This is a genomic window from Burkholderia seminalis (genome assembly GCF_001718535.1).
Lineage (GTDB): Bacteria > Pseudomonadota > Gammaproteobacteria > Burkholderiales > Burkholderiaceae > Burkholderia > Burkholderia seminalis.
Window position 1 is genome coordinate 1,580,559 of sequence record NZ_CP013398.1, and the last position, 23,181, is coordinate 1,603,739.

Genomic DNA, 23,181 nt, shown 5'->3' on the forward strand with positions numbered 1-23,181 from the left:
TGTGCAACAATCCCTCCGGATTCAAACGGGTAATGGGATGGATACGCTACAAAACATGCGGGTGTTCGTCCGCGTGGTGGACGCGGGAAGCTTTACCGCGGCCGCCCAGCAGATGAATTCGACCACCGCCTACGCGTCGCGCGCGGTCTCGGATCTCGAGGCGCACTTGCGCACGCGTCTCCTGAACCGCACGACGCGCCGGATCGCGTTGACCGAAGCCGGCGAGCGCTATCTGCAGCGCTGCGAGCAGATCCTGGCGTACGTCGACCAGGCCGAAGCCGAGGCCGGCGACGCGCACGCGCGCCCGTCGGGCAAGCTGAAGGTCCATTGCTTCACCAGCCTCGGCCAGCACTACCTGGTGCCGGCGATCGCGCGCTACCGCGAGCGTTATCCGGACGTGCACGTCGAGCTGACGCTCGCGCAGCGGATGCCCGACCTGCTCGACGAGGGGTACGACGTGGCGATCGTCGTCGGCCGCGACCTGCCCGATTCGGGGCTCGTGTCGCAGCGGCTCGGCGAGAGCTACAGCGTCGTGTGTGCGTCGCCCGGCTACGTCGAGGCGCATGGCGTGCCGCAGCGGCCGGCCGATCTCGCGCAGCACGTGTGCCTCGGGATGGTCGCGCCGGGCTTTCACTTCGACGAATGGGCGCTGGCGGGGCCGAACGGCGACGAGGTCGTCCCGATCGCGGCGCCGCCGTTTCGCGTGAACGTCGCCGAGGCGCTTGCGGTGGCCGTGCGGGAGGGGATGGGGATCGGCGGGCTGCCGCTCTATTCGGCGATCGGCTGGCTGCGCAGCGGGCACATCGTGCGCGTGATGCCGGAGTACCGGTCGCACGTGATGAACATCTACGCGCTGTACCCGTCGCGCCAGTACCTCGACGCGAAAATCCGCACCTGGGTCGATTTCCTGCGCGACGAGTTGCCGGTCACGCTCAAGGCCGACGAGGCCGCGCTCGAGCAATACACGCGTGCGACATGACGGCGCGGTTGGCCGCCATCTGACGAGATTTGTCCTTCACGCAACATTTTTTTACGAACGCGTGTCAGACAGTTTGATACTGTAGGGATTAACGAGATACGCAACCCCGGAGTAGCGATGGATACGCACCTGATGATCGGCCTTGGCGTCCTGCTGGGCGCAGCCGCTGCCGCCGCGGCGACCCGCGACCTGCTGCGTGCGATGAAGGCGAAGGCGCAGATGAAGCCGGTTCCGGTACGGGTGCGCGAGCCGCGCCGCCCCGGCCGCTGATCCTGCCGTACGCGCGGGGAGGCGGGCAGGCCGCGCAAGGCGGCCTGGCGAGCCGGTGTTCAGCCGAGCTCGACCACCTTGTCCCACGCGAACGCGGGATTTTCCCGTTCGCCGGTACGACGGTGAAGGTAGCCGCGCGGGTTGCACACCACGCGCGTGCCGCCGTCCGCAACGTAGTCGAATGACGTATGAGTGTGGCCGTGGAGCCACAGATCCACCGGCGGCCGCACCAGTTCCGCCATGTCCGTCACGAACCCCGCCGAAGCGAGATCCGTCGCATAACGTTCCGCCAGCGAGCGCCGATGTGGCGCATGATGGGTGACGACGATCGTCTTGCCCGCGAACGGTGTCGCGAGCCGCGTTTCCAGCCAGGTCCGGCTTTGCCGGTGCAGCGCGATCGCGTCGGCCGGCGAGAAATCCCGTTCAGGCGCACCCGGCGCCGCATGCAGCGCCGCGTCGTGCGGCCACGTCACCTGGATCAGTCCCTTGAAATCGAGCATCACGCGCAGCGCGGCCTCGATTGCGCCGGCCTGGCTGGCTTCGTCTTGGCCGAACAGCGAAAAATCGGCCCAGAGCGTCGTGCCGAGCACGCGGAAGCGTTGCCCGGGATCGACGTAGACGCCGTTGTTCAGGTAATGCAGGTTGTCGAGCGAGTGCGCGGCGTCACGCATCGCCGTCTCCAGCGCGCCGAATTCCCCGTCGTAGTACTCGTGGTTGCCCGGCACGTAGATCACGGGCACGGCAGGGTCGAACGTTTCGGCGGCCCAGCGCAGGCCTTCCGCGTGATTGTGGATGTCGCCGGCCAGCACGACGAGATCCGCGTCGGCGTGCGGGATCGCATCGGGCAGGTTGCTTTCGAGATGCAGGTCGGACAGGACGCGGATTTTCACGGGCGGGGCTCCGAAGTGGGCGGCTTCAGTGCAGGATCTTGCCGGGATTCATCAGGCCGCGCGGGTCGAGCGCGGTCTTCAGCGTGCGCATCAGCGTCGTTTCGACTGGCGACTTGTAGCGCTGCGCGTCGTCGATCTTCAGCTGGCCGATCCCGTGCTCCGCGCTGATCGTGCCGTGGTGGCGGTGCACGTTGTCGTAGACGATCCGGTTGATCGGCGCCTGGAACGCCGCGAGGAACGCCTTCGCGTCGCCGCCTTCGGGCATCTGTACGTTGTAGTGGAGGTTGCCGTCGCCGAGGTGGCCGAACGTGACCATCCGCGCGCCCGGCGCGGCCTGCTGGATCGCCGCGTCGGTCTCGTCGATGAAGCGCGCGATCGACGAGATCGGCACCGCGATGTCGTGCTTGATGTTGAGCCCTTCGTCGGCCTGCGCGAGCGGGATGTGCTCGCGCAGGTCCCAGAACGCGCGCGACTGCGCGAGATTCTCGGCGACCACCGCGTCGACCACGAGCCCGGCCTCGAACGCTTCTTCCATCAGTTTCTCGAACAGCGCGCGCGCATGCGCTTCGCTTTCGTTGTCGGACAGCTCGAGCAGCACCGTCTGCGCGTGCGTCTGCGCGAACGGGTAGCGCAGTTGCGGGTAGTGCTTGCCGACCAGTTGCATGCAGAAATCCGACATCAGCTCGAAGCCGGTCAGGAGCGGCCCGGCCGCGCGCTGCGCGAGCGACAGGAAGTCGAGCGCCGCGTGCGGCGATTCGAGCGCGGCGAGTGCCGTGACCTGCGCGGCCGGCAGCGGATGCAGCTTCATCACGGCCGCCGTGATGATCCCGAGCGTGCCTTCCGCGCCGATGAACAGGTCGCGCAGGTCGTAGCCCGTGTTGTCCTTGCGCAGTCCGCGCAGGCCGTCCCAGATCTCGCCCTGCGGCGTCACGACCTCGAGCCCGAGGCACAGCTCGCGCGCGTTGCCGTAGCGCAGCACCGCGGTGCCGCCCGCATTGGTCGACAGGTTGCCGCCGATCGTGCAGCTGCCCTCCGCCGCGAGGCTCAGCGCGAACAGCCGGCCGCCTTCGCGGGCGCGCGCCTGCACGTCGGCGAGGATCACGCCGGCCTCGACGGTGATCGTATTGTTGTGCGGATCGAGCGCCCGCACGCGGTTCAGGCGCGCGAGGCTCAGCACGGCCTGGCTGCCGCTCGCATCGGGTGTGGCGCCCCCGGCGAGGCCCGTGTTGCCGCCTTGCGGCACGAGCGCGACGCCGTGCGCGTTGGCCAGCTTCACGAGCGCGGCGACTTCGGCCGTGTTCGCGGGCTTCAGCACCGCGCACGCGGCGCCCTTGTAGCGGCGTCGCCAGTCGGTCAGGAACGGTTCGGTATCGTGCGGATCGGTCAGCACGTGGTCGGTGCCGAGCGCGTCGCGGCACGCGGAAACGAAAGCTTCGGAAGACATCATCACCTTGTCGCGTAAGGGTCAGGACGCGGCGCGCGACTTTTTTGCCGCGCGCTTGTACGGCGCGACATAGGCCAGCGCCGCCACGAAGAAGCCGACGGCAAGCGCGGTCTCGCACCAGCCGAGCGTGGCGGACAGCCCGCGATCGGACATGCCGCGCACGATGCCTTCGGCCAGATAGACGAGGCTGAGCATGCTCGCCCACTGCATCGTATAGATGTTACGCCGCCAGACGCCGGGCAGCGCGAGCGCGAGCGGCACGGCCTTGAGCATCAGCGCGGAGCCGCCCGGGCGCAACGGCGCGAGCCACAGCTCCCACGCGAGCGACAGCGCGATCAGCGCGACGAGGCACGCGGCGGCGGCCAGCGCGTAGCGCGGCCGGGCCGCGACGGCGGGGCGGGCGGGGGTGTTCATGCGGTCTCGGCAGCCTGCGCGGCCGACAGCGCGGCGGCCGCGCGCGCCAGCCGCACGCCGAGCGCGGCGGCGAGCGCCTTTTCGTCCGCGGACAGCCCGCCGGGCGCGCTACGGTCGTGCTGCGCGACATGCGACGCGCCGTACGGCGTGCCGCCGGTGCGCGTCGTGCTGAGCGCCGATTCGGTGTACGGGATCCCGACGATCATCATCCCGTGATGCAGCAGCGGCAGCATCATCGACAGCAGCGTCGATTCCTGGCCGCCGTGCAGGCTGCCCGTCGACGTGAATACGCTCGCCGGCTTGCCGGTCAGCGCCCCCGACAGCCATTGCGGCGTCGTGCCGTCGAGGAAATACTTGAGTGCCGCGGCCATGTTGCCGAAGCGCGTCGGCGAGCCGAGCGCGAGGCCCGCGCATTCCTCGAGGTCGCGCAGTTCCGCGTACGGCGGGCCGTCGGCGGGGATGTCGGGGGCGGTGGTTTCGCAGACGGTCGACACGGGCGGCACGGTGCGGATGCGCGCCTGCATGCCCGGCACGCTGTCGATGCCGTTCGCGATCGCGAGCGCGAGATCGCGCGTGGCGCCGTGACGGCTGTAATAGAGGACGAGGATGTCTTTCATGGGCGACGGAGCCGCATGCGGCCGCGCGCGTGCCCGGTGCAGTCGGCCCCTGCTGGAATCGAGCGGCTATTATAGGGGCTGAAGCCGTCGCGCAGCGCGGCGGCGGCGCGCCGAGAGGCGCGCGGCATCAAGAAGGAGAAGCCGTTTGCCGAAGTTGAGCGTCGATCTCGACACCCTCAAGCGCCTCGCGCAGTTCGCGGCCCGGCGCAGCGCCGAGGATCGCATCCCGCAAGTGGCGGGCAGCCTGACCTTCACGACGATGCTGGCCCTCGTGCCGCTCGTGACGGTCGCGTTCGCGCTGTTCACCGCGTTCCCGATGTTCGCGTCGTTCCAGATCTCGCTGCAGGGGTTCCTCGCGGATCACCTGATGCCCGCGCAGTTCAACATCCAGATCTTCAAGTACCTGAACCAGTTCGCGTCGAAGGCCAAGGGGCTGACCACGGCCGGCCTGATCGTGCTGGTCGTCACGTCGGTGATGACGATGATGACGATCGAATCGGCGTTCAACCTGATCTGGCGGGTACGCAAGCCGCGGCCGTTCGCGCAGCGCGTGCTCGCGTACTGGGCGCTGATCACGCTCGGGCCTTTGTTGTTCGGCGTGAGCCTGTCGATCTCGTCGTACCTGTTCACGCAGTCGCTCGCGTTCACCGGCGCGGCGCCGACCACCTCGATCGTCGAATGGCTGCTCGCGCTCGCGTCGCTGCCGCTGACGGTGCTCGCGTTCACGCTGCTGTACGTGTACCTGCCGAACTGTACGGTCGCCTGGCGCGACGCGGTGATCGGCGGGCTGTTCGCAGCCGTCGCGTTCGAGCTGGCCAAGCGCGGCTTCGGCTACTACGTGCGGCGCATTCCGACCTATACGGCCGTCTACGGCGCGTTCGCGGCGCTGCCGGTGTTCCTGCTGTGGGTGTACCTGAGCTGGTTCATCGCGCTGCTCGGGGCGATGGTGGCGTCCGCGCTGCCGGCGATCCGCGTCGGCCAGTTCCACCGCATCCACTATCCGGGCAGCGACCTGCTCGACGCGCTCGAGCTGCTCGCGCGGCTGGCGGAGGCGCGTGCGGCCGGCAAGCGCGGCTATACGGCGATGCGGCTCGCGACCATGTTGCGCTGCGACATGGAAACCGCGCAGCGGCTGCTGACGACGATGGAGGAGCGGGAGTGGATCGCGCGGCTCGACGGCGGCGCCGAGACCACGCCGCGCTACATCATGCTCGCGAACCCCGAGCAGCTGACGCTCGCGCAACTGTTCGACGTGCTGGTGATCGACCGCGCGGAGCTGACCTACCAGCTGGAGCGGCGGCGCAGCCACGTCGAGGGCGCGGCCCTGCTCGCGGTGCTGTCGAGCGATCGCTTCGACGTGTCGCTTGCGACGCTGATCGCCGCGCACCGGCTCGCGGGCGCGCAGCCGGCGGGGAACGCCGGGCAGGCGCCAGGCGCCGTGCCCGACCCGCACGCGCGGCCGCCGCGGCCCGCGTGACGGCGGGGCCGGCGGGCTACAGCGGGATCTTGCCGGTGCAGATGTCCTTGAACATCACCCAGTCGCCCATCAGGCTGTAGATCGGGTGCCGGAACGTGGCCGGACGGTTCTTCTCGAAGAAGAAGTGCCCGACCCACGCGAAGCCGTAGCCGCAGACGATCGCCGCCGGCAGCCACAGCCAGTTGCCGGTCGCGATCGCCATCGCGACGCAGCCGATCACGCCGAGCGAGCCGATGAAGTGCAGCCGGCGCGACGTCAGGTTCTGGTGTTCGTTCAGGTAATACGGGTAGAAATCGGCGAAGCGGGCGAACTGCTCCGAATGCGTATGCGCCATCGCTGCCTCCTCGGGCCGCTGTCGATGGCTTCATTGTGCGGCGGGCGGCCCATGTCCGCAAGCGGGGGCGCGGCCGCCGCGCCGGGGCCGCGCTTTCCTTTTGACAGGCTTTCCGATAGGATCGAAAGAGATTTTGCATTCAAGCATGAGGGGACTACGATGCGCGTCAGCGATATTCTGAAAGTGAAGGGCAACACGCTGTTTACGGTGACGCCCGATAAGCCGCTGCGCGAAGCGGTCGATACGATGGCCGAACACGATATCGGTTCGCTCGTCGTGATGGAGTACGGCGATCTCGTCGGGATGCTGACGTTCCGCGAGATCATCCTGCGCCTGCACGTGAACGGCGGCGCGATCGGCGACGTCCAGGTGCGCAAGGTGATGGACGAGCCGCTCACGTGTACGCCGGAAACCGACGTCAACGAAGTGCGCCGGATGATGCTCGAGCGTCACGCACGCTACATGCCGGTGCTCGACAAGAAGGTGTTGATGGGCGTCATTTCGTTCTACGACGTCGCGAAGACGGTCGTCGAGGCGCAGAGCTTCGAGAACCGGATGCTGAAGGCGTACATCCGCGACTGGCCGGAATCGGAAGCCGAAGCGCACAAGCCGTGAACCGCGCCGCGCCCGGCACCTCGATGCATGGGCGCCGCCATCCGGCATGCGGCGGCGCAGGCTTGTCCTGCGCCGCCTTTTTTTCAACGACAACACGAGGCCCGCGCAGCTTCGCCGAGACGACGCGCGCGTATTCCGCATGAGCGATCACACGCAAGCCACTTCGGAGCGGCGCGACGAACGGCGTGCCCACGCGTCGCAGTTCGACCTGCTGCGCGAGCGCCGTTTCGCCCCGTTCTTCACGACCCAGTTCCTCGGTGCGCTGAACGACAACGTCTTCAAGATCGGCTTCACGTCGCTCGTCACCTATCACACCGCGCGGTTCGCCGGCGTCGACGCCAAGACGGCCGCGTTCCTGATTTCCGCGATCTTCATCCTGCCGTTCGTGCTGTTCTCGGCGACGTCCGGCCAGATCGCCGACAAATACGACAAGGCGACCCTCACGCGCTTCGTGAAGACCTTCGAGATCGTGCTGATGCTCGTCGGCGCCGCCGGCTTCGTCACGCACAGCGCGACGCTGCTGTATCTGTGCACGTTCATGATGGGGATGCACTCGACGCTGTTCGGGCCCGTCAAGTATTCGTACCTGCCGCAGCATCTCGGCGAGCATGAGCTGGTCGGCGGCAACGGCCTCGTCGAAATGGGCACGTTCATCGCGATCCTGATCGGCACGATCATCGGCGGCGCGGCCGCCGGCATCGAAGGCGCCGGCGAACGCGTGCTCGCGGTGAGCGTCGTCGTGATCGCGCTCGCGGGGCGCCTCGTCGCGCAGCGCGTGCCGTCGACGCCGGCGCCGCAGCCCGATCTCGTGATCAACTGGAATCCGGTCAGCGAAACGTGGCGCAACCTCGGGCTCGCGCGCCAGAATCGCACCGTGTTCCTCAGCCTGCTCGGCATCTCGTGGCTGTGGTTCGTCGGCGCGACCTTCCTCACGTCGTTCTTCAATTTCGCGAAGGACGTGCTGTCCGCGAGCCCCGACGTCGTCACGATCCTGCTCGCGACGTTCTCGGTCGGCATCGGCCTCGGCTCGCTGCTGTGCGAGCGGCTGTCGCAGCGGCGCGTCGAGATCGGCCTCGTGCCGCTCGGCTCGATCGGCATCAGCGTGTTCGCGATCGAGCTGTATTTCGCGAGCCGCGCGCTGCCGTCGCCGGGCCATCTGCTGTCGGTCGGCGAATTCCTGGCCGGCGCGCGCCACTGGCGCATCCTCGCCGACCTGTTCCTGCTCGCGATGTTCGGCGGCTTCTACAGCGTGCCGCTGTACGCGCTGATCCAGAGCCGCAGCGCGCCGACGCACCGCGCACGGATCATCGCCGCGAACAACATCCTGAACGCGCTGTTCATGATCCTGTCGGCCGTGATGGCGATGGGGCTGACCAAGGCCGGCGTCGACATCCCGGGGCTGTTCCTCGCCACCGCGCTGCTGAACGTGATCGTCGCGACGTACATCTACCTGCTCGTGCCCGAGTTCCTGCTGCGTTTCGTCGCGTGGGTGCTCGTGCACACCTTCTACCGGATCCGCCTCGTGCACGCGGAGCGGATTCCGGCGGAAGGCGCGGCCGTGCTCGTGTGCAACCACGTCAGCTACGTCGATGCGCTCGTACTGGCGGCCGCGAGCCCGCGCCCGATCCGTTTCGTGATGGATCACCGGATCTTCAAGACGCGCTTCGCGAGCTGGGTGTTCCGGCATGCGAAGGCGATCCCGATCGCGCCGCGCCACGAGGATCCCGCGATGCTCGCGCGCGCGTACGACCTGTGCGAGGCCGCGCTGAAGGACGGCGAGCTCGTGTGCATCTTCCCCGAGGGCAAGCTGACCAAGACGGGCGACATCAACACGTTCCACCACGGCATCACCGAGATCCTGAGCCGCACGCCGGCACCGGTCATCCCGATGGCGCTGCGCGGGCTGTGGGGCAGCTATTTCTCGCGGCATTCCGATGCGCGGATGCCGCGCCCCGTCAAGCGCGGCGTGATGAGCCGGCTCACGCTGGCAGTCGGCGAGCCGGTCCCGGCGTCGGTCGCGACGCCCGAGTCGCTGCAGGCGGCGGTGACCGAGCTGCGCGGCGCGCGGAAGTAGGCGGGCGCCGGCCGGCGCCGTGCCGGCATGCGGCTGCTGTCCGGGTGGAACGGGCTGCCGGCCGCCCCCATCGGGCCGCACCGGCACGTACCGTGCGCCCTGACCGGCGTGTCAAGCGTCCCGCGGTTCCGGGACGGCTGGCATAATAGCGGTTTACCTCTTTTTCTCGACCGGCAAACGATCGATCTGCCCGCGGCACGGCAGCGCATCGGTTTGCCCATTTATCTTTGGGCGGTTCCATCATGTCCGGCAATACTCTCGGCACGCTTTTCACTGTCACGACCTTCGGCGAATCGCACGGTCCCGCGATCGGCTGCGTGATCGACGGCTGCCCGCCGGGAATGGGGCTGACCGAAGCCGACATCCAGCTCGAGCTCGACCGCCGCAAGCCCGGCACGTCGCGGCACGTGACGCAACGGCAGGAGGCCGACGAGGTCGAGATCCTGTCGGGTGTGTTCGAAGGCGTGACGACCGGCACGCCGATCGCGCTGCTGATCCGCAACACCGACCAGCGCAGCAAGGACTACGGCAACATCGTCGAGACGTTCCGTCCCGGCCATGCCGATTACACGTACTGGCAGAAGTACGGCATCCGCGACTACCGCGGCGGCGGCCGCTCGTCCGCGCGCCTGACCGCGCCGCTCGTCGGCGCGGGTGCCGTGGCGAAGAAGTGGCTGCGCGAGCGCTTCGGCGTCGAAGTGCGCGGCTACATGAGCAGCCTCGGCGAGATCGACGTGCCGTTCGTCGACTGGTCGCACGTGCGCGAGAATCCGTTCTTCTCGCCGAATGCGGCGGTCGTGCCGGAGCTCGAGGCGTACATGGATGCGCTGCGCAAGGAGGGCGATTCGATCGGTGCGCGCATCGACGTCGTCGCGTCGGGCGTGCCGGTCGGCTGGGGCGAGCCCGTGTTCGACCGTCTCGATGCCGATATCGCGAAGGCGATGATGAGCATCAACGCGGTGAAGGGCGTCGAGATCGGGGCGGGCTTCGACAGCGTCGCGCAGCGCGGCTCCGCGCACGGCGACGAGCTGACGCCGGGCGGTTTCGTCGGCAACCATGCGGGCGGCGTGCTCGGCGGGATTTCGACGGGGCAGGACATCACCGTGTCGATCGCGATCAAGCCGACGTCGAGCATCCGCACGCCGCGCCGTTCGATCACGAAGGCAGGCGACGAGGCGACGGTGGAAACGTTCGGCCGTCACGATCCGTGCGTCGGCATTCGTGCGACGCCGATCGCCGAGTCGATGCTCGCACTGGTGTTGATCGATCACGCGCTGCGCCATCGCGCACAATGCGGCGACGTCGAGACGTCGACGCCGAAGATCGCCGGTAGCGCGACCTGACACAAGCGGGCGGGGCGCGGCGCGCCTCGCGAACGCGCCGGGGAAGGCAAAACGGGGCGCTGCTTCAGGCAGCGCCCCGTTTCGTTCGTGGCGACCGACAAAAACGCGCTGCTCGCGGCGGCGCGTCGTGGCGGATTACATATTCGGGTAATTCGGCCCGCCGCCGCCCTCGGGCGTGACCCACACGATGTTCTGCGTCGGGTCCTTGATGTCGCAGGTCTTGCAGTGCACGCAGTTCTGCGCGTTGATCACGAGGCGATCGCTGCCGTCGTCGTTCTTCACGAACTCGTACACCGCCGCCGGACAGAAACGCCCCTCCGGTCCCGCGTACGTGCGCAGGTTCACGTTCACCGGCACGCTCGCATCCTTCAGCGTCAGGTGCGCCGGCTGGTTCTCCTCATGGTTCGTGTTCGAGATGAACACCGACGACAGCCGGTCGAACGTCAGCTTGCCGTCCGGCTTCGGGTATTCGATCGGCTCGCACTGCGACGCCGGCTTCAGCATCTCGTGATCCGCATGCTTGTGGTGCAGCGTCCACGGCACGTTGCCGCCCATCACCTTCTGCTCGAGCCCGACCATCAGCGTGCCCAGGTACAGGCCCTTCGCCATCCACTGCTTGAAGTTGCGCGCGCGGTACAGCTCCGTGTACAGCCACGACTGCTTGAACGCGTCCGGGTACGCGTTCAACTCGTCCGACTGGCGGCCGGCCTGCACCGCGTCGAACGCCGCGTCCGCCGCCAGCATGCCGGTCTTGATCGCCGCGTGGCTGCCCTTGATCCGCGATGCGTTCAGGAAGCCCGCGTCGTCGCCGATCAGCGCGCCGCCCGGGAACACCGTCTTCGGCAGCGACAGCAGGCCGCCGGCCGTGATCGCGCGCGCGCCGTACGACACGCGCTTGCCGCCTTCGAGGAACGCGCGGATCGACGGGTGCGTCTTGTAGCGCTGGAATTCCTCGAACGGCGACAGGTACGGGTTCGTGTAGCCCAGGCCCACCACGAAGCCGACCACGACCTGGTTGTTGTCCATGTGATACAGGAACGAGCCGCCGTAGGTGTCGGACTTCAGCGGCCAGCCGGCCGTGTGGATCACGAGGCCCGGCTTGTGCTTGGCCGGATCGATTTCCCACAGTTCCTTGATGCCGATCCCGTATGCCTGCGGATCCGCGTTCGCGTCGAGCTTGTACTTCGCGATCAGTTGCCGCCCCAGATGGCCGCGGCAGCCTTCGGCGAACAGCGTGTACTTCGCGTGCAGCTCCATGCCGAGCTGGAAGTTCTCGGTCGGCTCGCCGTCCTTGCCCACGCCCATGTTGCCGGTGGCGACGCCCTTCACGGAACCGTCGTCGTTGTAGAGGATCTCGGCGGCCGGGAAGCCGGGGAAGATCTCGACGCCCAGCGCTTCGGCCTGCTGGCCCAGCCAGCGCGTGACGTTGCCCAGCGAAATCACGTAGTTGCCGTGGTTCTTGAAGTTGTCGGGCAGCGCCCAGTTGGGCGTGGTGACCGCGCTGCTCTCAGACAGGAACAGGAAGCGGTCTTCCGTCACCTCGACGTCGAGCGGCGCGCCGCGTTCCTTCCAGTCGGGGAACAGTTCGGTGATCGCGCGCGGGTCCATCACCGCGCCCGACAGGATGTGCGCGCCGATCTCGGAACCCTTCTCGAGCACGCACACGCCGATCTCGGTGCCTTTCTCGGCGGCCAGCTGCTTGAGCCGGATCGCCGCCGACAGCCCGGCGGGGCCGCCGCCGACGATCACGACGTCGTATTCCATCGATTCGCGCGGGCCGTATTGCTCGATGAGGCTTGCGGGGGTCATTGGCGTTCCTCTAACCGTTAGAATGCTTTTATTCGGGAGCGTATTGTCTGCGAAACGAAACGCTTGCCGCAACAACATGCGGCTAGATTAGCACGATCGTTCTATTTTTTGTGCTAGGGTAATGCCGTTCGGGCTGTGCCGCCCGGGCCGGCGAAACGACATCGAAAGGGGATGTGCAAATGGGTCGATCGATCAATCTGGAAGGCAAGGTTGCGCTGGTCACGGGCGCGTCGAGCGGCCTCGGGCAGCGTTTTGCACAGGTGCTGTCGCAGGCTGGCGCGAAGGTCGTGCTCGCGAGCCGCCGGGTCGAGCGCCTGAAGGAGCTGCGCGCGGAGATCGAGGCGGCGGGTGGCGCCGCGCACGTCGTGTCGCTCGACGTGACCGACGTCCAGAGCATCAAGGCCGCGATCGCGCATGCGGAGACGGAGGCCGGCACGATCGACATCCTCGTGAACAATTCGGGTGTCTCGACGATGCAGAAGCTCGTCGACGTCACGCCGGCCGATTTCGAGTTCGTGTTCGATACCAACACGCGCGGCGCATTTTTCGTCGCGCAGGAAGTCGCGAAACGGATGATCATGCGCGCCAACGGCAGCGGCAATGGCAAGCCGCCGTGCCGGATCATCAACATCGCATCGGTGGCCGGGCTGCGCGTGTTCCCGCAGATCGGGCTCTACGCGATGAGCAAGGCCGCGGTCGTGCAGATGACGCGCGCGATGGCGCTCGAGTGGGGGCGCCACGGAATCAACGTCAACGCGATCTGTCCGGGCTATATCGATACCGAAATCAATCATTACCTGTGGGAAACCGAGCAGGGCCAGAAGCTGCAGTCGATGCTGCCGCGCCGGCGCGTCGGCAAGCCTCAGGATCTCGACGGGCTGTTGTTGCTGCTCGCGGCCGACGAGTCGCAGTTCATCAACGGCTCGATTATCTCCGCCGACGACGGCTTCGGCCTCGCCTGAGCGGATGACACCCGGCAACGAAGAAGACTGCAATGAGCGCAACAAGCGATTACTCCCCCGTATTTGAGATGTCGATGCCGATCCGCTGGGGCGACATGGACGCGTTCGGCCATGTGAACAACACGGTCTATTTCCGCTACATGGAGCAGGCGCGGATCTCGTGGTTCGAGGAACTCGGCATTGCCGGCGGCAACGGCGAAGGGCAGGGGCCCGTCATCGTCACGGCGTCGATGGAATTCCTCAAGCAGCTGCACTATCCGGGTGACGTGATCGCGAGGATGTCGGCCGCGAAACCCGGCCGGAGCAGCTTCGACACCGGCTTCGAGCTCACGCGCGCGGACGATCCGCAGCACGTCTATGCACGCGGCAAGGCGCGCTGCGTGTGGGTCGACTATGCGCTCGGCAAGTCGGTGGAACTGCCGCCACTGCTGCGCGACACGATCGAGCGCGCACTCGCGACGAAAATCGACTGAGCGGCGAGTCCGGCGCCGCGCGCCGGCGAGCCGCCATGCCCGTCGTTACCCGAATCGGCCGCTCTGCGCAGCCGATCGTCATTCGGGCGCCGCCACGCGACAAGCATTCACTGCCCGAGCAGGCGCTGCACCAGCTCCGGCGTGTTGTTCGTGCCGTATTTGCGCATCAGCCGTGCGCGGTAGATGTCGACCGTGCGCGAACTGATGTCGAGCACGCGCCCGATCTGCTTGCTGGTCTTGCCGGTCGCGAGCTGCGCGGCGATCTCGCGCTCGCGCGGGGTCAGCTCGACGGCGACGCGGCGCGTCGCGCTCAGATCCTCGAAGGTCCAGACGCCGGCCGCGAGCGGCGCGGTGCGGTCGAGCGCGCGGCCCGTCACGTGGCACCAGAACAGCTCGCCGTCCGCGCGCTTCATGATTCTGTCATCCGAGTAGATGCCGTTCGCGGCCATCACGCGCGCGATTCGCTCGCCGATGCGCTGGAATTCGTCCGTCGACGGATAGAGCACCTCGTACGATTTTCCGATGAGATCGGCCCGCGCGCAGCGGAAGATCGACGCAAGCGCATCGTTGCAATCCTCGATCACGCGGTCGCGCGACAGCACGAGGCCGAGCGGCGCGAGGTGGAAGGCAGTCTGGTAATCGAGAGCGGGCATGGCGCAGGCAAGCGGAGGCAAACGCTTATGTATTTTTGCGTATTGTGCCGCATCCGCGCCGCATCGTACCCTTTCAGGCATCTCGCGGCGGCTTGCCGCGACATAAAAACAGCGCGCTTCGACGCAGGTAGGGCCGCGCATGCATAGAATGATGCGGCGGGCTTGCGGCCCAGGTGGGCGCGTGAACCGGTTTTGCTGGTTTCCATAGAGGAAGGGACAACTGATGAACAAAGTCTATCCAAGCGCGGCTGCCGCGCTGGAAGGGATCGTCCGCGACGGACAGACCTTCGCGGTGGGCGGCTTCGGCCTGTGCGGGATTCCGGAGGCGCTGATCGCGGCGTTGCGCGATTCGGCGGTCAAGGGCATCACCTGTATCAGCAACAACGCGGGCGTCGACGGTTTCGGCCTCGGCCTGCTGCTGGAAACGCGCCAGATCAAGAAGATGATCTCGTCGTACGTCGGCGAGAACAAGGAGTTCGAGCGTCAGTACCTGGCCGGCGAACTCGAACTCGAATTCACGCCGCAAGGCACGCTCGCCGAGAAGCTGCGCGCGGGCGGCGCGGGCATTCCCGCCTTCTTCACGAATACCGGCTACGGCACCGTGATCGCGGAAGGCAAGGAAACGCGCCAGTTCGGCGATCGCCACTACGTGCTCGAGCCGTCGCTGACGGCCGACGTCGCGCTCGTGAAGGCGTGGAAGGCCGACAAGTCCGGCAACCTGATCTACCGCCGCACGGCGCGCAACTTCAATCCGATGTGCGCGATGGCCGGCAAGATCACCGTGGCGGAGGTCGAAGAGATCGTCGAAAACGGCGAACTCGATCCGGACCATATCCATACGCCCGGGATTTTCGTGCAGCGCATCGTGCTGAACGCGACGCCGGAAAAACGCATCGAACAACGCGTCGTACGCGCGAAAGGAGACTGACATGGCCTGGAATCGTGACCAGATGGCCGCGCGCGCGGCGAAGGAACTGCAGGACGGCTTCTACGTGAACCTCGGCATCGGCCTGCCGACGCTCGTCGCGAACCACGTGCCGGAAGGCGTCGAGGTGTGGCTGCAGTCGGAAAACGGCCTGCTCGGCATCGGCCCGTCGCCGACCGAGGACGAAGTCGACGCCGATCTCATCAACGCCGGCAAGCAGACCGTCACGACGCTGCCGGGCTCGTCGATCTTCTCGTCGGCCGACTCGTTCGCGATGATCCGCGGCGGCCACATCAATCTCGCGATCCTCGGCGCGATGCAGGTCAGCAAGCAGGGCGACCTCGCGAACTGGATGATCCCCGGCAAGATGATCAAGGGGATGGGCGGCGCGATGGACCTCGTCGCGGGGGTGGGGCGTGTCGTCGTGCTGATGGAGCATGTCGCGAAGGGCGACCAGCACAAGATTCTCGAAGAATGCAACCTGCCGCTGACGGGTGTCGGCGTGGTCGACCTGATCATCACCGATCTGGGCGTGATCGAGGTGACGCCGTCCGGCCTGAAGGTTCTCGAACTCGCCGACGGCGTGAGCGCGGACGAGATCCAGGCGAAGACGGGCGCACCGCTCGACGTCAGCGCGGTGGCCTGAGCGTCGCCTCGTTGCGTCGTCCCCGACGCCCCGCGTTCCCAACGGAACGCGGGGCGTTTTGTCGTGCGCGCTTGTGTCACGCGATGGTGCCGCCGCCGTCGATCAGCACCGTCGAGCCGGTCGCATAAGGCGTCGTCGCCAGATACAGGATGGCATTCGCGACATCCTCCGGCTGGCCGACCCGGCGGGCCGGAAGGCGCTGCGCGGCGCCGGCGTACAGGGCGTCGCGCGCATCGGATGCGAGCTTGTCCCACAGCGGCGTCGCGATCAGGCCGGGCGACACGGTATTCACGCGGACCGGCGCCAGCTCGAGGGCCAGGCCGCGCGCCAGCGCCTCCAGCGCCGCATTGATCGCCCCTTGCAGCACCGACGACGCGCTCGGCCGCGCACTGAGGAAACCCGACACGAACGTCAGCGAACCGCCGGGCGCGATATCGATCGCCCGCGCGACGCGATATGCGCCCCAGAACTTGCTGTCCATCGCAGCCTGCGCGTCGGCCAGCGGCAGTCCGCGGACCGGGCCCGTGGCCGTCCTTGCCGCTGAAATCACGACGTGGTCGAACTGGCCGGCGCGCGCGCAGAAGGCCTCCACGTCGGCCGTATCGGTGATGTCGAGCGTTTCGTATCGCACGTGTGCGCCGGCCCCGGCATCGATCGCGATCCTGCCCGGGTTGCGCGAGGCGATCGTCAGGATCGCGCCGTGTCGCGCGAATGCCGTCGCGGCAGCGGCGCCGATGCCGGAGCTTCCTCCGACGACGAGTACTTTCTTTCCGTGAAGCAGGTCAGTCATGACGATTTTTCCTGGTTGAAAGGGGGAGGGGCGTCCGCTCAGATCGTTTCGGTTTCGCGCAGCGTCGACGGGCCGTGCAGCGCGAAGCGCGCAATGTCGTCCTTGCGCATGAATGCGACACCGGGGTGAGATCGAGCGTAGTGCAGGAAGGCGTCCCATGCGCGGACCATTTGCGGCGTGCCGCTGATCCGGTCATGCGCGCTGATCGACATCAGTCTGCGCCGCTGTCCGGCCTCCGCGTACAACTGGTCGAAATCGAGCTTGATCTGCTCGAGGAACATCGTCGGCGAGTAGTTGCGGCCTTCGATCAGCAGGATGTCGTTGTTGCGCAGCGTGTACGGGACCACCACGAAATCGCGACCGTCGACGCTTTCGATGAAAGGCTCGTCCCGGCTGACGTCGTCGATGTGATACGTGTAGCCGAGTTCCTGCAGCAACGACAGCGTATGGGGGCCGCGCCGCAGCCAGTTGCAGTTGTAGCCGATCGGGCGCTGACCGGTCACCGCTTCGACCATGTCGCGGGCTTCGGTCAGGAAGCGGCGCTCGTCGTCGCGGCTCATCGCGAATTGCGCACGCCAGGTCGGCCCGTGGGCGGCGGCTTCGTGGCCGCGCGCCACGATTTCGCGCGCCAGTTCGGGGTGCCGGCGCGCGGCTTCCCCGATCATGTGCGACGTGACTTTCACGCCATGCCGGTCCCACAGGTCGAGCAGGCGCGGAATGCCTTCCCGGTAGCCATAGGCGAACCAGGTGGCCGACGCGAGATCGACCGGCACGGACGGCGGAAACGCGACGGCGGGAAAGGGGCTGTCCGCCCCGCTGGGCGGCTGGCCGCCCGCCTCGAACTGCATCGAGATCGAGATGACCAGGCGCGCGCCGTCCGGCCAGAACGGCGCGGCGTCCGGCGTGGGGCGCGCCGGAATCGGGGCGGCCGTTGCCGGCCGGGACGCGCCGGCCATCACCGCGGCGCCGGCCGCGAGCCCGGCGCCGGTCTGGGCCAGAAATCTGCGGCGCGGCAGGTGCGTCGCACGAGGGTCGTGATCGTGAGTCATTGCGTTCCTCCGTCAGGCGACCAGTCCGAGCTGACGCATCAGCGTCAGGTTGTCCTCGATGTGCCAGTTTTCCGCGATCCGGCCGTGGTCGATCCGGTAGATATCGGTCGCGATGAAGTCGATTGCCTGTCCGCGCCCGGCCGTTCCGTTGAACGTGCCGGTGAAATGCCCGCGAAAGTGCAGGTGGACGACGACGCGGTCGCCCGCGACGATCATCTGTTCGATGTCGCAATGCAGATCCGGAATCGCGCCGCGCATCGTGCGCGAGGCCGCGAGCGGTCCCGGAATGCCCTGTTCCCGGCCGGGCGGCAGCGTCCGGTCGGTGAAGTCGGCGGCGAGCGCGGTACGGGCGAGATCGGCGTCGCCGGTATCCCAGAAGGTGCCGTAGCGGCGCGCGGCCAGTATCTGCGCCCGGGCCTGCGCAGCCGGCACGCCCTCGGCCACGGTCAGGCTGCGCGGCGCGACGAGGTCTGCCGCACGGGACGCGGCGGGCAACAGTGCCACGACGCAAGCGGCCGCGGCGAGTACCGGCGCGACGGGGCGGGTGATCGAACGAAGGCGGATCGACATGGTTTCGGAGGTCCTGTGAATAGCGTCGTGCGACGACGCGGAACAGGTATGGTAGGTTTCCGTTTTGGATGCAAATACGGGCGAACGGCGAATGGATTATTCGAAAAAAGGAAAGGCTGGGATGTGGCGGGCGACCGGATGCTGATCGACGATCTTCCTGCGCTCGACACTTTCGCGAGGATCGTGTCGGCCGGCAGCCTGTCGGCGGCCGCGCGCGAACTCGATTTGTCGTTGTCCGTCGTCAGCAAGCGGCTTGCGCAGCTCGAGTCGCAGCTTGGCGTGCGCTTGCTGCACCGGACGACCCGGCAGCAAACGCTGACCGACGAAGGCGCGCAGTTTCACGCCCAGGTCCTGCGCATCCTGGCCGAAGTCGATCGCGCCGAAACGCTGATGCGCGATCGTCGCGGCACGGTCAGCGGCGTGCTGCGCGTGACGGCGCCCGGCGAGCTCGGCCGTCTGCGGATCGCGCCCGTCGTGGCGGCGTTTCAGCAGCGGCATCCGCAACTGACCGTGCAGTTGCTGCTGACCGACACGGTCGTCGACCTGCTCGCCCATGACATTGACGTCGCCGTGCGGATCGGCAATCTCGCCGATTCGACGATGATCGCGCGCGAGCTGGCGCCGAATCATCGCGTGCTGTGCGCGTCGCCGGGCTATCTCGCGGCGCACGGGGCGCCGGCCCATCCGGCCGAACTGCGCGAACATCGATGCATCGTGATGGGCGACCAGGCGCGTGCCGAATGGCGCTTCGACGGCGCCCAGGGCAGGGTGGCCGTCGAGGTGGCGGCCGCGCTGCTGACGAACGACGGCGGTGCGGCGCGTACGCTGGCGCTGGAAGGCGCGGGTATTGCGCTGAAGTCGATCTGGGACGTCGGCGCCGATCTCGATGCCGGCCGGCTCGTGCGCGTGCTGCCGGCTTTCGCGGCGTCCGCGGCGCCGCTGCATGCGGTCTATCCCGGCGGCCGCCACGTGCCGCTGCGCGTGCGCACCTTCGTCGAGTTCCTGCGCGAGCAGTTGCGCGCGGCGTGGCGCCGAGCCGATTGAGCCTCCGTCCCGTGCGGTGCGCCGCGGGCGCGGCGCCCGTTGTTCGGAAGCGGTTTACAATCGTTCGCATCGGGCGTCGCAAGCGTTGCCCCGCGCGTCGCCCCCGTTCGACAGGATGCCAACGATGCCAACGACCCCAGCGAATCCTCCGGTTCCCCGCCAGCGGCGCGTGCAGTGTGCGAGTGCCGCCGGCCTTCACCACGTCGCCTATACCGAGTGGGGCGATCCCGCCAATCCGCGCGTGCTCGTCTGCGTGCACGGCCTGACGCGTTCCGGGCGCGATTTCGACCGGCTCGCCGCCGCGCTGTCCGATACGTATCGCGTCGTCTGCCCCGACATCGTCGGGCGCGGCCGGTCGGACCGTCTGGCCGACCCGCGGCTCTATGCGATTCCGCAGTACGTGGCCGACATGGTGACGCTGATCGCGCGGCTCGACGTCGAATCGGTCGACTGGTTCGGCACGTCGATGGGCGGCCTGATCGGCATGGCGCTTGCGGGGCTGCCCGGTTCGCCGTTGCGCCGGATGATCGTCAACGACGTCGGGCCGCGCATCGAGCCCGATTCGCTGACACGCATCGGCGAATACCTCGGCGTGCAGCCGCGCTTCGACACCGAGCAGGAGGGGATCGACTACCTGACGTCGCTGTCGCTGCCGTTCGGCGCGCTGAGTGCCGACGAGTGGCGCGAGATCAACGGGCCGCTGCTGCGCGAGCTGCCCGAAGGCGGCTGGACGATGCGCTACGATCCGCGCATCGCCGAGCCGTTCAAGGCGACGACGCCCGAACTGGCCGCGCTCGGCGAGGCCGCGCTGTGGCGTGCGATCGAGACGACGGACGCATCGCTGCTCGTCGTGCGCGGCGAGACCTCCGACCTGCTGTCGCGCGAGACGGTGGCCGACATGGTGCGTCGCGGCCGACATGTGACGCACGTCGAGATTCCGGGGGCGGGCCACGCGCCGGCGTTCGTCAGTGCCGACCAGATTGCACTTGCGCGGCGGTTTTTCGTCGAAGGCCGCGCATAAACGCGTCATAATATACGGTTCGGCGGCACGTGGGCCGTGCCGCCGTCCGATTCTCCCTTCACTCACGACCGGAACATTCCATGGCAGTCATTCGTCACCACGTCGGGGCCCGTCTCTCCGAAACCGCGATCCACAACGGTACCGTGTATCTGGCCGGCCAGATCGCCGAAGACACCACGCAGGACATCAGGGGCCAGACGCGCGAAGTGCTCGGCCACATCGACCGTCTGCTCGCCGAAGCGAACAGCGACAAGGCGCATCTGCTGTCGGTGCAGATCTACATCTCGGATCTGGCGAACTTCGACGGCATGAATGCGGAGTGGGACGCGTGGGTCGCGCAGGGCAACACGCCGCCGCGCGCCACCGTCGAGGCGAAGCTCGCGGATCCCGCGCTGCTCGTCGAGATCGTGGTCGTTGCCGCGCAGCGGAGCTGAGCTGGGCTGGGCCACACCCGACGATGACCGCATTCCGCCAGGCCGTGCAATGACCGAATCCGTTTCCGCTTCCCCTGTCGCGGCACCGTCGTTCGACGACGTGCTGGCGTTCGTGCGCGAGCGGGCCGGCGACGCGCGCCTGTCGTCGGGCGAACTGCTCGCCGATCACTCGGCCGGCACGGCGGCGATCATGCGCACGCTGAACGTCGATCCGTCCGCGATGCAGGCCGCCGCGCTGTTCGTGCTGACGCCGCACTTGAGCGACCCCGAGCGCGAGCTCACCGAGCGTTTCGGCGAAGAGGTGGCGCGGCTCGTGTCCGACGTGCGCAAGCTGTTGCGGCTCGGCACCGTGAGCCTGCGCGCCGCGCAGAACGCGAAGCCCGACACGGGGCGCGACGCGGCGGAAGAGCGGCGCACGCAGATCGAGGCGCTGCGCAAGATGCTGCTCGCGTTCGCGCAGGACATCCGCGTCGTGCTGATCCGGCTCGCGTCGCGGTTGCAGTCGCTGCGCTATTACGCGGCCGCGAAGATCGAGCCGCCGCCCGACGTCGCGCGCGAGACGCTCGAGATCTATGCGCCGCTCGCGAACCGCCTCGGTATCTGGCAACTGAAGTGGGAGCTCGAGGATCTCGCGTTCCGCTTCGAGGATCCCGTCACCTACAAGCGGATCGCGAAGCTGCTCGACGAGAAGCGCATCGAACGCGAGGCATACGTCACGCAGGCGATCGGGCGGCTGCAGCACGAGCTCGCGGAAGCGAACATCCAGGCCGACGTGAGCGGCCGGCCGAAACATATCTACAGCATCTGGCGCAAGATGCGCGGCAAGGAACTCGATTTCTCCGAGCTGTACGACGTGCGCGCGTTTCGCGTGATCGTGCCGGACATCAAGGATTGCTACGCGGTGCTCGGCATCGTGCATCACCTGTGGCAGCCGGTGCCGAAGGAATTCGACGACTACATCTCGCGACCGAAGCCGAACGGCTACAAGTCGCTGCATACGGTCGTGATCGGCGACGACGGCCGCGCGTTCGAAGTGCAGATCCGCACGCAGGAGATGCACCGCTTCGCCGAGTACGGCGTGGCCGCGCACTGGCGCTACAAGGAGGCCGGCGCGCGCGGTTACGGCGGCCAGTTCTCGGCGAGCGACAAGTACGACGAGAAGATCGCATGGCTGCGCCAGTTGCTGGCGTGGAAGGACGACGTCGAGGACGGCGCCGAGGTGTCGGGCGACCAGGCGTGGGCGCAATTGCGCGAGACGTCGCTCGATGACGACCACATCTACGTGCTGACGCCGCAGGCGCGCGTGATCGCGTTGCCGCAGGGGGCGACGCCGGTCGATTTCGCGTACCACCTGCACAGCGAACTCGGCCATCGCTGCCGCGGCGCGCGCGTGGACGGCGTGATGGTCCCGCTGAACACGTCGCTCGCGAACGGCCAGACGGTCGAGATCGTCGCGGTGAAGGAGGGCGGGCCGTCGCGCGACTGGCTGAACGCGCAGCTCGGCTACCTGAAGAGCCCGCGTGCGCGGCAGAAGGTGCGTGCGTGGTTCAACTCGATCGAGCAGGAGGAAAACGTCGCGCATGGCCGGGCGCTCGTCGAAAAGACGCTGCAGCGCGAAGGCAAGACCTCGGTCAACCTGGACAACCTCGCGGCGAAGCTCGGCTTCAAGTCGCCCGAGGAGCTGTTCTCGGTCGTCGGCAAGGAAGAATTCAGCCTGCGCAATGTCGAGCACGCGCTGTCCGATGCGCCGCCGCCGGAGCCGGCGCCCGAGGCGCCCGCCGATTTCGAGAAGCGCAGCAGCGGCGCGAGCGTCGCGCACGGCGCGTCGACCGGCGTGCTGGTGGTGGGCGTCGATGCGCTGCTGACCCAGCTCGCGCGTTGCTGCCGTCCCGCGCCGCCCGATCCGATCAGCGGGTTCGTCACGCGCGGCAAGGGCATGTCGATCCATCGCACCGACTGCCCGACGTTCCGCCGGATGGTCGAGCGCGCGCCGGAGCGCGTGCTGCAGACGACCTGGTCGGCTGACGTGCTCGGCGGGCGCGGCGCGTCCGTTTATCCGGTCGACCTGATGATCGAGGCGAGCGACCGGCAAGGGTTGCTGCGCGACATCTCCGAAGTGTTCGCGCGCGAGAAGATCAACGTGGTGGGCGTGAAGACGCAGAGTCGCCGCAATGCGGCATTCATGCAGTTCACGGTCGAGGTGTCGAACTCGGCGCAGGTGCAGCGCGCGTGCACGCTGCTCGGCGAGGTGCAGGGCGTCGTGCGGGCGGGTCGCAAGGCGTGATGTGGGGTTGAAACACGGTTGTTTTGCTGCGACTGCATAAAACACTTGCCAAGCCGGTAGCCGC

24 protein-coding genes are annotated in these 23,181 nt (G+C 67.7%); 14 read left to right on the forward strand and 10 right to left on the reverse strand.

All coding sequences use genetic code 11. From position 1 onward, the window contains the following. Positions 1-37 precede the first annotated feature (37 nt). Both WJ12_RS07160 and WJ12_RS36335 read left to right on the forward strand, forming a co-directional pair. On the forward strand, positions 38-979 hold the full coding sequence (locus tag WJ12_RS07160) for a LysR family transcriptional regulator (RefSeq protein ID WP_034191161.1): 942 nt from the start codon (positions 38-40) through the stop codon (positions 977-979). Positions 980-1,096: 117 nt separating this feature from the next. Next, the gene (locus WJ12_RS36335) at positions 1,097-1,249 is read left to right on the forward strand and encodes a hypothetical protein (protein ID WP_006476208.1); all 153 of its coding nucleotides are present in this window, start codon (positions 1,097-1,099) and stop codon (positions 1,247-1,249) included. Between the two features lie 59 nt (positions 1,250-1,308). Here the strand turns inward: WJ12_RS36335 and WJ12_RS07165 are convergent, their stop codons facing one another. Genes WJ12_RS07165 through wrbA form a run of 4 tightly spaced genes read right to left on the reverse strand, consistent with a single transcriptional unit; the run spans position 1,309 to position 4,614 of the window. Then, the gene (locus tag WJ12_RS07165; protein ID WP_059556980.1) at positions 1,309-2,139 is read right to left on the reverse strand and encodes a metallophosphoesterase; all 831 of its coding nucleotides are present in this window, start codon (positions 2,137-2,139) and stop codon (positions 1,309-1,311) included. A gap of 25 nt (positions 2,140-2,164) precedes the next feature. Further along, on the reverse strand, positions 2,165-3,586 hold the full coding sequence (locus WJ12_RS07170) for an FAD-binding oxidoreductase (protein WP_049032386.1): 1,422 nt from the start codon (positions 3,584-3,586) through the stop codon (positions 2,165-2,167). 18 nt (positions 3,587-3,604) lie between these two features. Then, positions 3,605-3,997: a DUF2069 domain-containing protein gene (locus tag WJ12_RS07175; protein WP_034191158.1), complete on the reverse strand. Its 393-nt coding sequence runs from the start codon at positions 3,995-3,997 to the stop codon at positions 3,605-3,607. Then, on the reverse strand, positions 3,994-4,614 hold the full coding sequence (gene wrbA / locus WJ12_RS07180) for an NAD(P)H:quinone oxidoreductase (RefSeq protein WP_034191157.1): 621 nt from the start codon (positions 4,612-4,614) through the stop codon (positions 3,994-3,996). Before wrbA ends, WJ12_RS07175 begins: the two co-directional genes overlap by 4 nt. Before the next feature lie 145 nt (positions 4,615-4,759). Here wrbA and WJ12_RS07185 point away from each other — a divergent pair, with 145 nt between their 5' ends. Further along, positions 4,760-6,091 (forward strand): YihY family inner membrane protein, encoded by a 1,332-nt coding sequence (locus WJ12_RS07185; protein ID WP_034191156.1) that lies wholly within the window; start codon positions 4,760-4,762, stop codon positions 6,089-6,091. A gap of 16 nt (positions 6,092-6,107) precedes the next feature. Here the strand turns inward: WJ12_RS07185 and WJ12_RS07190 are convergent, their stop codons facing one another. Next, a complete protein-coding gene (locus tag WJ12_RS07190) occupies positions 6,108-6,425 on the reverse strand; it encodes an Mpo1-like protein (RefSeq protein WP_034191155.1) in 318 nt (105 codons plus the stop codon). A gap of 159 nt (positions 6,426-6,584) precedes the next feature. Here WJ12_RS07190 and WJ12_RS07195 point away from each other — a divergent pair, with 159 nt between their 5' ends. The 3 genes from WJ12_RS07195 to aroC all read left to right on the forward strand — a co-directional run bounded on the left by WJ12_RS07195 (position 6,585) and on the right by aroC (position 10,457). Beyond that, positions 6,585-7,040 (forward strand): CBS domain-containing protein, encoded by a 456-nt coding sequence (locus tag WJ12_RS07195; RefSeq protein WP_006488504.1) that lies wholly within the window; start codon positions 6,585-6,587, stop codon positions 7,038-7,040. Positions 7,041-7,179: 139 nt separating this feature from the next. Next, positions 7,180-9,114: an MFS transporter gene (locus WJ12_RS07200; protein ID WP_059556979.1), complete on the forward strand. Its 1,935-nt coding sequence runs from the start codon at positions 7,180-7,182 to the stop codon at positions 9,112-9,114. Positions 9,115-9,356: 242 nt separating this feature from the next. Further along, the gene (gene aroC, locus WJ12_RS07205; RefSeq protein WP_034191153.1) at positions 9,357-10,457 is read left to right on the forward strand and encodes a chorismate synthase; all 1,101 of its coding nucleotides are present in this window, start codon (positions 9,357-9,359) and stop codon (positions 10,455-10,457) included. Between the two features lie 135 nt (positions 10,458-10,592). Here aroC and WJ12_RS07210 read toward each other — a convergent pair whose 3' ends face one another. Beyond that, on the reverse strand, positions 10,593-12,266 hold the full coding sequence (locus tag WJ12_RS07210) for an electron transfer flavoprotein-ubiquinone oxidoreductase (RefSeq protein WP_069245623.1): 1,674 nt from the start codon (positions 12,264-12,266) through the stop codon (positions 10,593-10,595). A gap of 179 nt (positions 12,267-12,445) precedes the next feature. Between WJ12_RS07210 and WJ12_RS07215 the strand changes: the two genes are divergently transcribed. After that, a complete protein-coding gene (locus WJ12_RS07215) occupies positions 12,446-13,228 on the forward strand; it encodes an SDR family oxidoreductase (RefSeq protein ID WP_034190169.1) in 783 nt (260 codons plus the stop codon). 32 nt (positions 13,229-13,260) lie between these two features. Next, positions 13,261-13,701, forward strand: a complete 441-nt coding sequence (locus WJ12_RS07220; protein ID WP_034190168.1) for an acyl-CoA thioesterase — start codon at positions 13,261-13,263, stop codon at positions 13,699-13,701. A gap of 107 nt (positions 13,702-13,808) precedes the next feature. Here WJ12_RS07220 and WJ12_RS07225 read toward each other — a convergent pair whose 3' ends face one another. Then, a complete protein-coding gene (locus WJ12_RS07225; RefSeq protein WP_034190167.1) occupies positions 13,809-14,354 on the reverse strand; it encodes a LuxR C-terminal-related transcriptional regulator in 546 nt (181 codons plus the stop codon). A 223-nt stretch (positions 14,355-14,577) separates the two neighbouring features. On the opposite strand from WJ12_RS07225, the gene WJ12_RS07230 reads away from it, so the two are divergent. Continuing rightward, a complete protein-coding gene (locus WJ12_RS07230; RefSeq protein WP_021162428.1) occupies positions 14,578-15,282 on the forward strand; it encodes a CoA transferase subunit A in 705 nt (234 codons plus the stop codon). 1 nt (position 15,283) lies between these two features. Then, positions 15,284-15,925: a CoA transferase subunit B gene (locus WJ12_RS07235; RefSeq protein ID WP_034190166.1), complete on the forward strand. Its 642-nt coding sequence runs from the start codon at positions 15,284-15,286 to the stop codon at positions 15,923-15,925. Positions 15,926-16,001: 76 nt separating this feature from the next. On the opposite strand, the gene WJ12_RS07240 is transcribed toward WJ12_RS07235, so the two are convergent. The 3 genes from WJ12_RS07240 to WJ12_RS07250 are packed head-to-tail and all read right to left on the reverse strand — an operon-like array spanning position 16,002 to position 18,334. Further along, complete coding sequence (locus WJ12_RS07240) at positions 16,002-16,715, reverse strand: SDR family oxidoreductase (RefSeq protein WP_059557846.1); 714 nt, start codon at positions 16,713-16,715, stop codon at positions 16,002-16,004. A gap of 38 nt (positions 16,716-16,753) precedes the next feature. Further along, positions 16,754-17,764: a polysaccharide deacetylase family protein gene (locus WJ12_RS07245; protein ID WP_059557844.1), complete on the reverse strand. Its 1,011-nt coding sequence runs from the start codon at positions 17,762-17,764 to the stop codon at positions 16,754-16,756. Positions 17,765-17,776: 12 nt separating this feature from the next. After that, positions 17,777-18,334, reverse strand: a complete 558-nt coding sequence (locus WJ12_RS07250; RefSeq protein WP_049029773.1) for an ester cyclase — start codon at positions 18,332-18,334, stop codon at positions 17,777-17,779. A gap of 138 nt (positions 18,335-18,472) precedes the next feature. Between WJ12_RS07250 and WJ12_RS07255 the strand changes: the two genes are divergently transcribed. The 4 genes from WJ12_RS07255 to WJ12_RS07270 all read left to right on the forward strand — a co-directional run bounded on the left by WJ12_RS07255 (position 18,473) and on the right by WJ12_RS07270 (position 23,117). After that, complete coding sequence (locus tag WJ12_RS07255; protein ID WP_059557875.1) at positions 18,473-19,378, forward strand: LysR family transcriptional regulator; 906 nt, start codon at positions 18,473-18,475, stop codon at positions 19,376-19,378. Positions 19,379-19,502: 124 nt separating this feature from the next. Next, complete coding sequence (locus WJ12_RS07260; protein ID WP_034190162.1) at positions 19,503-20,399, forward strand: alpha/beta fold hydrolase; 897 nt, start codon at positions 19,503-19,505, stop codon at positions 20,397-20,399. A gap of 80 nt (positions 20,400-20,479) precedes the next feature. After that, the gene (locus tag WJ12_RS07265; protein ID WP_034190161.1) at positions 20,480-20,833 is read left to right on the forward strand and encodes a RidA family protein; all 354 of its coding nucleotides are present in this window, start codon (positions 20,480-20,482) and stop codon (positions 20,831-20,833) included. A 49-nt stretch (positions 20,834-20,882) separates the two neighbouring features. Then, the gene (locus WJ12_RS07270) at positions 20,883-23,117 is read left to right on the forward strand and encodes a RelA/SpoT family protein (RefSeq protein WP_034190160.1); all 2,235 of its coding nucleotides are present in this window, start codon (positions 20,883-20,885) and stop codon (positions 23,115-23,117) included. Positions 23,118-23,181 lie beyond the last annotated feature (64 nt).

Excerpts from the sequence above, each read along its gene's own strand:
- WJ12_RS07260 (WP_034190162.1), top strand. The coding sequence starts at position 19,503 with ATGCCAACGACCCCAGCGAATCCTCCGGTTCCCCGCCAGCGGCGCGTG.
- WJ12_RS07240 (WP_059557846.1), bottom strand. The coding sequence starts at position 16,715 with ATGACTGACCTGCTTCACGGAAAGAAAGTACTCGTCGTCGGAGGAAGC.
- WJ12_RS07250 (WP_049029773.1), bottom strand. The coding sequence starts at position 18,334 with ATGTCGATCCGCCTTCGTTCGATCACCCGCCCCGTCGCGCCGGTACTC.
- WJ12_RS07270 (WP_034190160.1), top strand. The coding sequence starts at position 20,883 with ATGACCGAATCCGTTTCCGCTTCCCCTGTCGCGGCACCGTCGTTCGAC.
- WJ12_RS07220 (WP_034190168.1), top strand. The coding sequence starts at position 13,261 with ATGAGCGCAACAAGCGATTACTCCCCCGTATTTGAGATGTCGATGCCG.
- aroC (WP_034191153.1), top strand. The coding sequence starts at position 9,357 with ATGTCCGGCAATACTCTCGGCACGCTTTTCACTGTCACGACCTTCGGC.
- WJ12_RS07235 (WP_034190166.1), top strand. The coding sequence starts at position 15,284 with ATGGCCTGGAATCGTGACCAGATGGCCGCGCGCGCGGCGAAGGAACTG.
- WJ12_RS07245 (WP_059557844.1), bottom strand. The coding sequence starts at position 17,764 with ATGACTCACGATCACGACCCTCGTGCGACGCACCTGCCGCGCCGCAGA.
- WJ12_RS07225 (WP_034190167.1), bottom strand. The coding sequence starts at position 14,354 with ATGCCCGCTCTCGATTACCAGACTGCCTTCCACCTCGCGCCGCTCGGC.
- WJ12_RS07200 (WP_059556979.1), top strand. The coding sequence starts at position 7,180 with ATGAGCGATCACACGCAAGCCACTTCGGAGCGGCGCGACGAACGGCGT.
- WJ12_RS07230 (WP_021162428.1), top strand. The coding sequence starts at position 14,578 with ATGAACAAAGTCTATCCAAGCGCGGCTGCCGCGCTGGAAGGGATCGTC.
- WJ12_RS07255 (WP_059557875.1), top strand. The coding sequence starts at position 18,473 with ATGCTGATCGACGATCTTCCTGCGCTCGACACTTTCGCGAGGATCGTG.
- WJ12_RS07170 (WP_049032386.1), bottom strand. The coding sequence starts at position 3,586 with ATGATGTCTTCCGAAGCTTTCGTTTCCGCGTGCCGCGACGCGCTCGGC.
- WJ12_RS36335 (WP_006476208.1), top strand. The coding sequence starts at position 1,097 with ATGGATACGCACCTGATGATCGGCCTTGGCGTCCTGCTGGGCGCAGCC.
- WJ12_RS07265 (WP_034190161.1), top strand. The coding sequence starts at position 20,480 with ATGGCAGTCATTCGTCACCACGTCGGGGCCCGTCTCTCCGAAACCGCG.
- WJ12_RS07190 (WP_034191155.1), bottom strand. The coding sequence starts at position 6,425 with ATGGCGCATACGCATTCGGAGCAGTTCGCCCGCTTCGCCGATTTCTAC.
- WJ12_RS07215 (WP_034190169.1), top strand. The coding sequence starts at position 12,446 with ATGGGTCGATCGATCAATCTGGAAGGCAAGGTTGCGCTGGTCACGGGC.
- WJ12_RS07210 (WP_069245623.1), bottom strand. The coding sequence starts at position 12,266 with ATGACCCCCGCAAGCCTCATCGAGCAATACGGCCCGCGCGAATCGATG.
- WJ12_RS07195 (WP_006488504.1), top strand. The coding sequence starts at position 6,585 with ATGCGCGTCAGCGATATTCTGAAAGTGAAGGGCAACACGCTGTTTACG.
- WJ12_RS07175 (WP_034191158.1), bottom strand. The coding sequence starts at position 3,997 with ATGAACACCCCCGCCCGCCCCGCCGTCGCGGCCCGGCCGCGCTACGCG.
- WJ12_RS07160 (WP_034191161.1), top strand. The coding sequence starts at position 38 with ATGGATACGCTACAAAACATGCGGGTGTTCGTCCGCGTGGTGGACGCG.
- wrbA (WP_034191157.1), bottom strand. The coding sequence starts at position 4,614 with ATGAAAGACATCCTCGTCCTCTATTACAGCCGTCACGGCGCCACGCGC.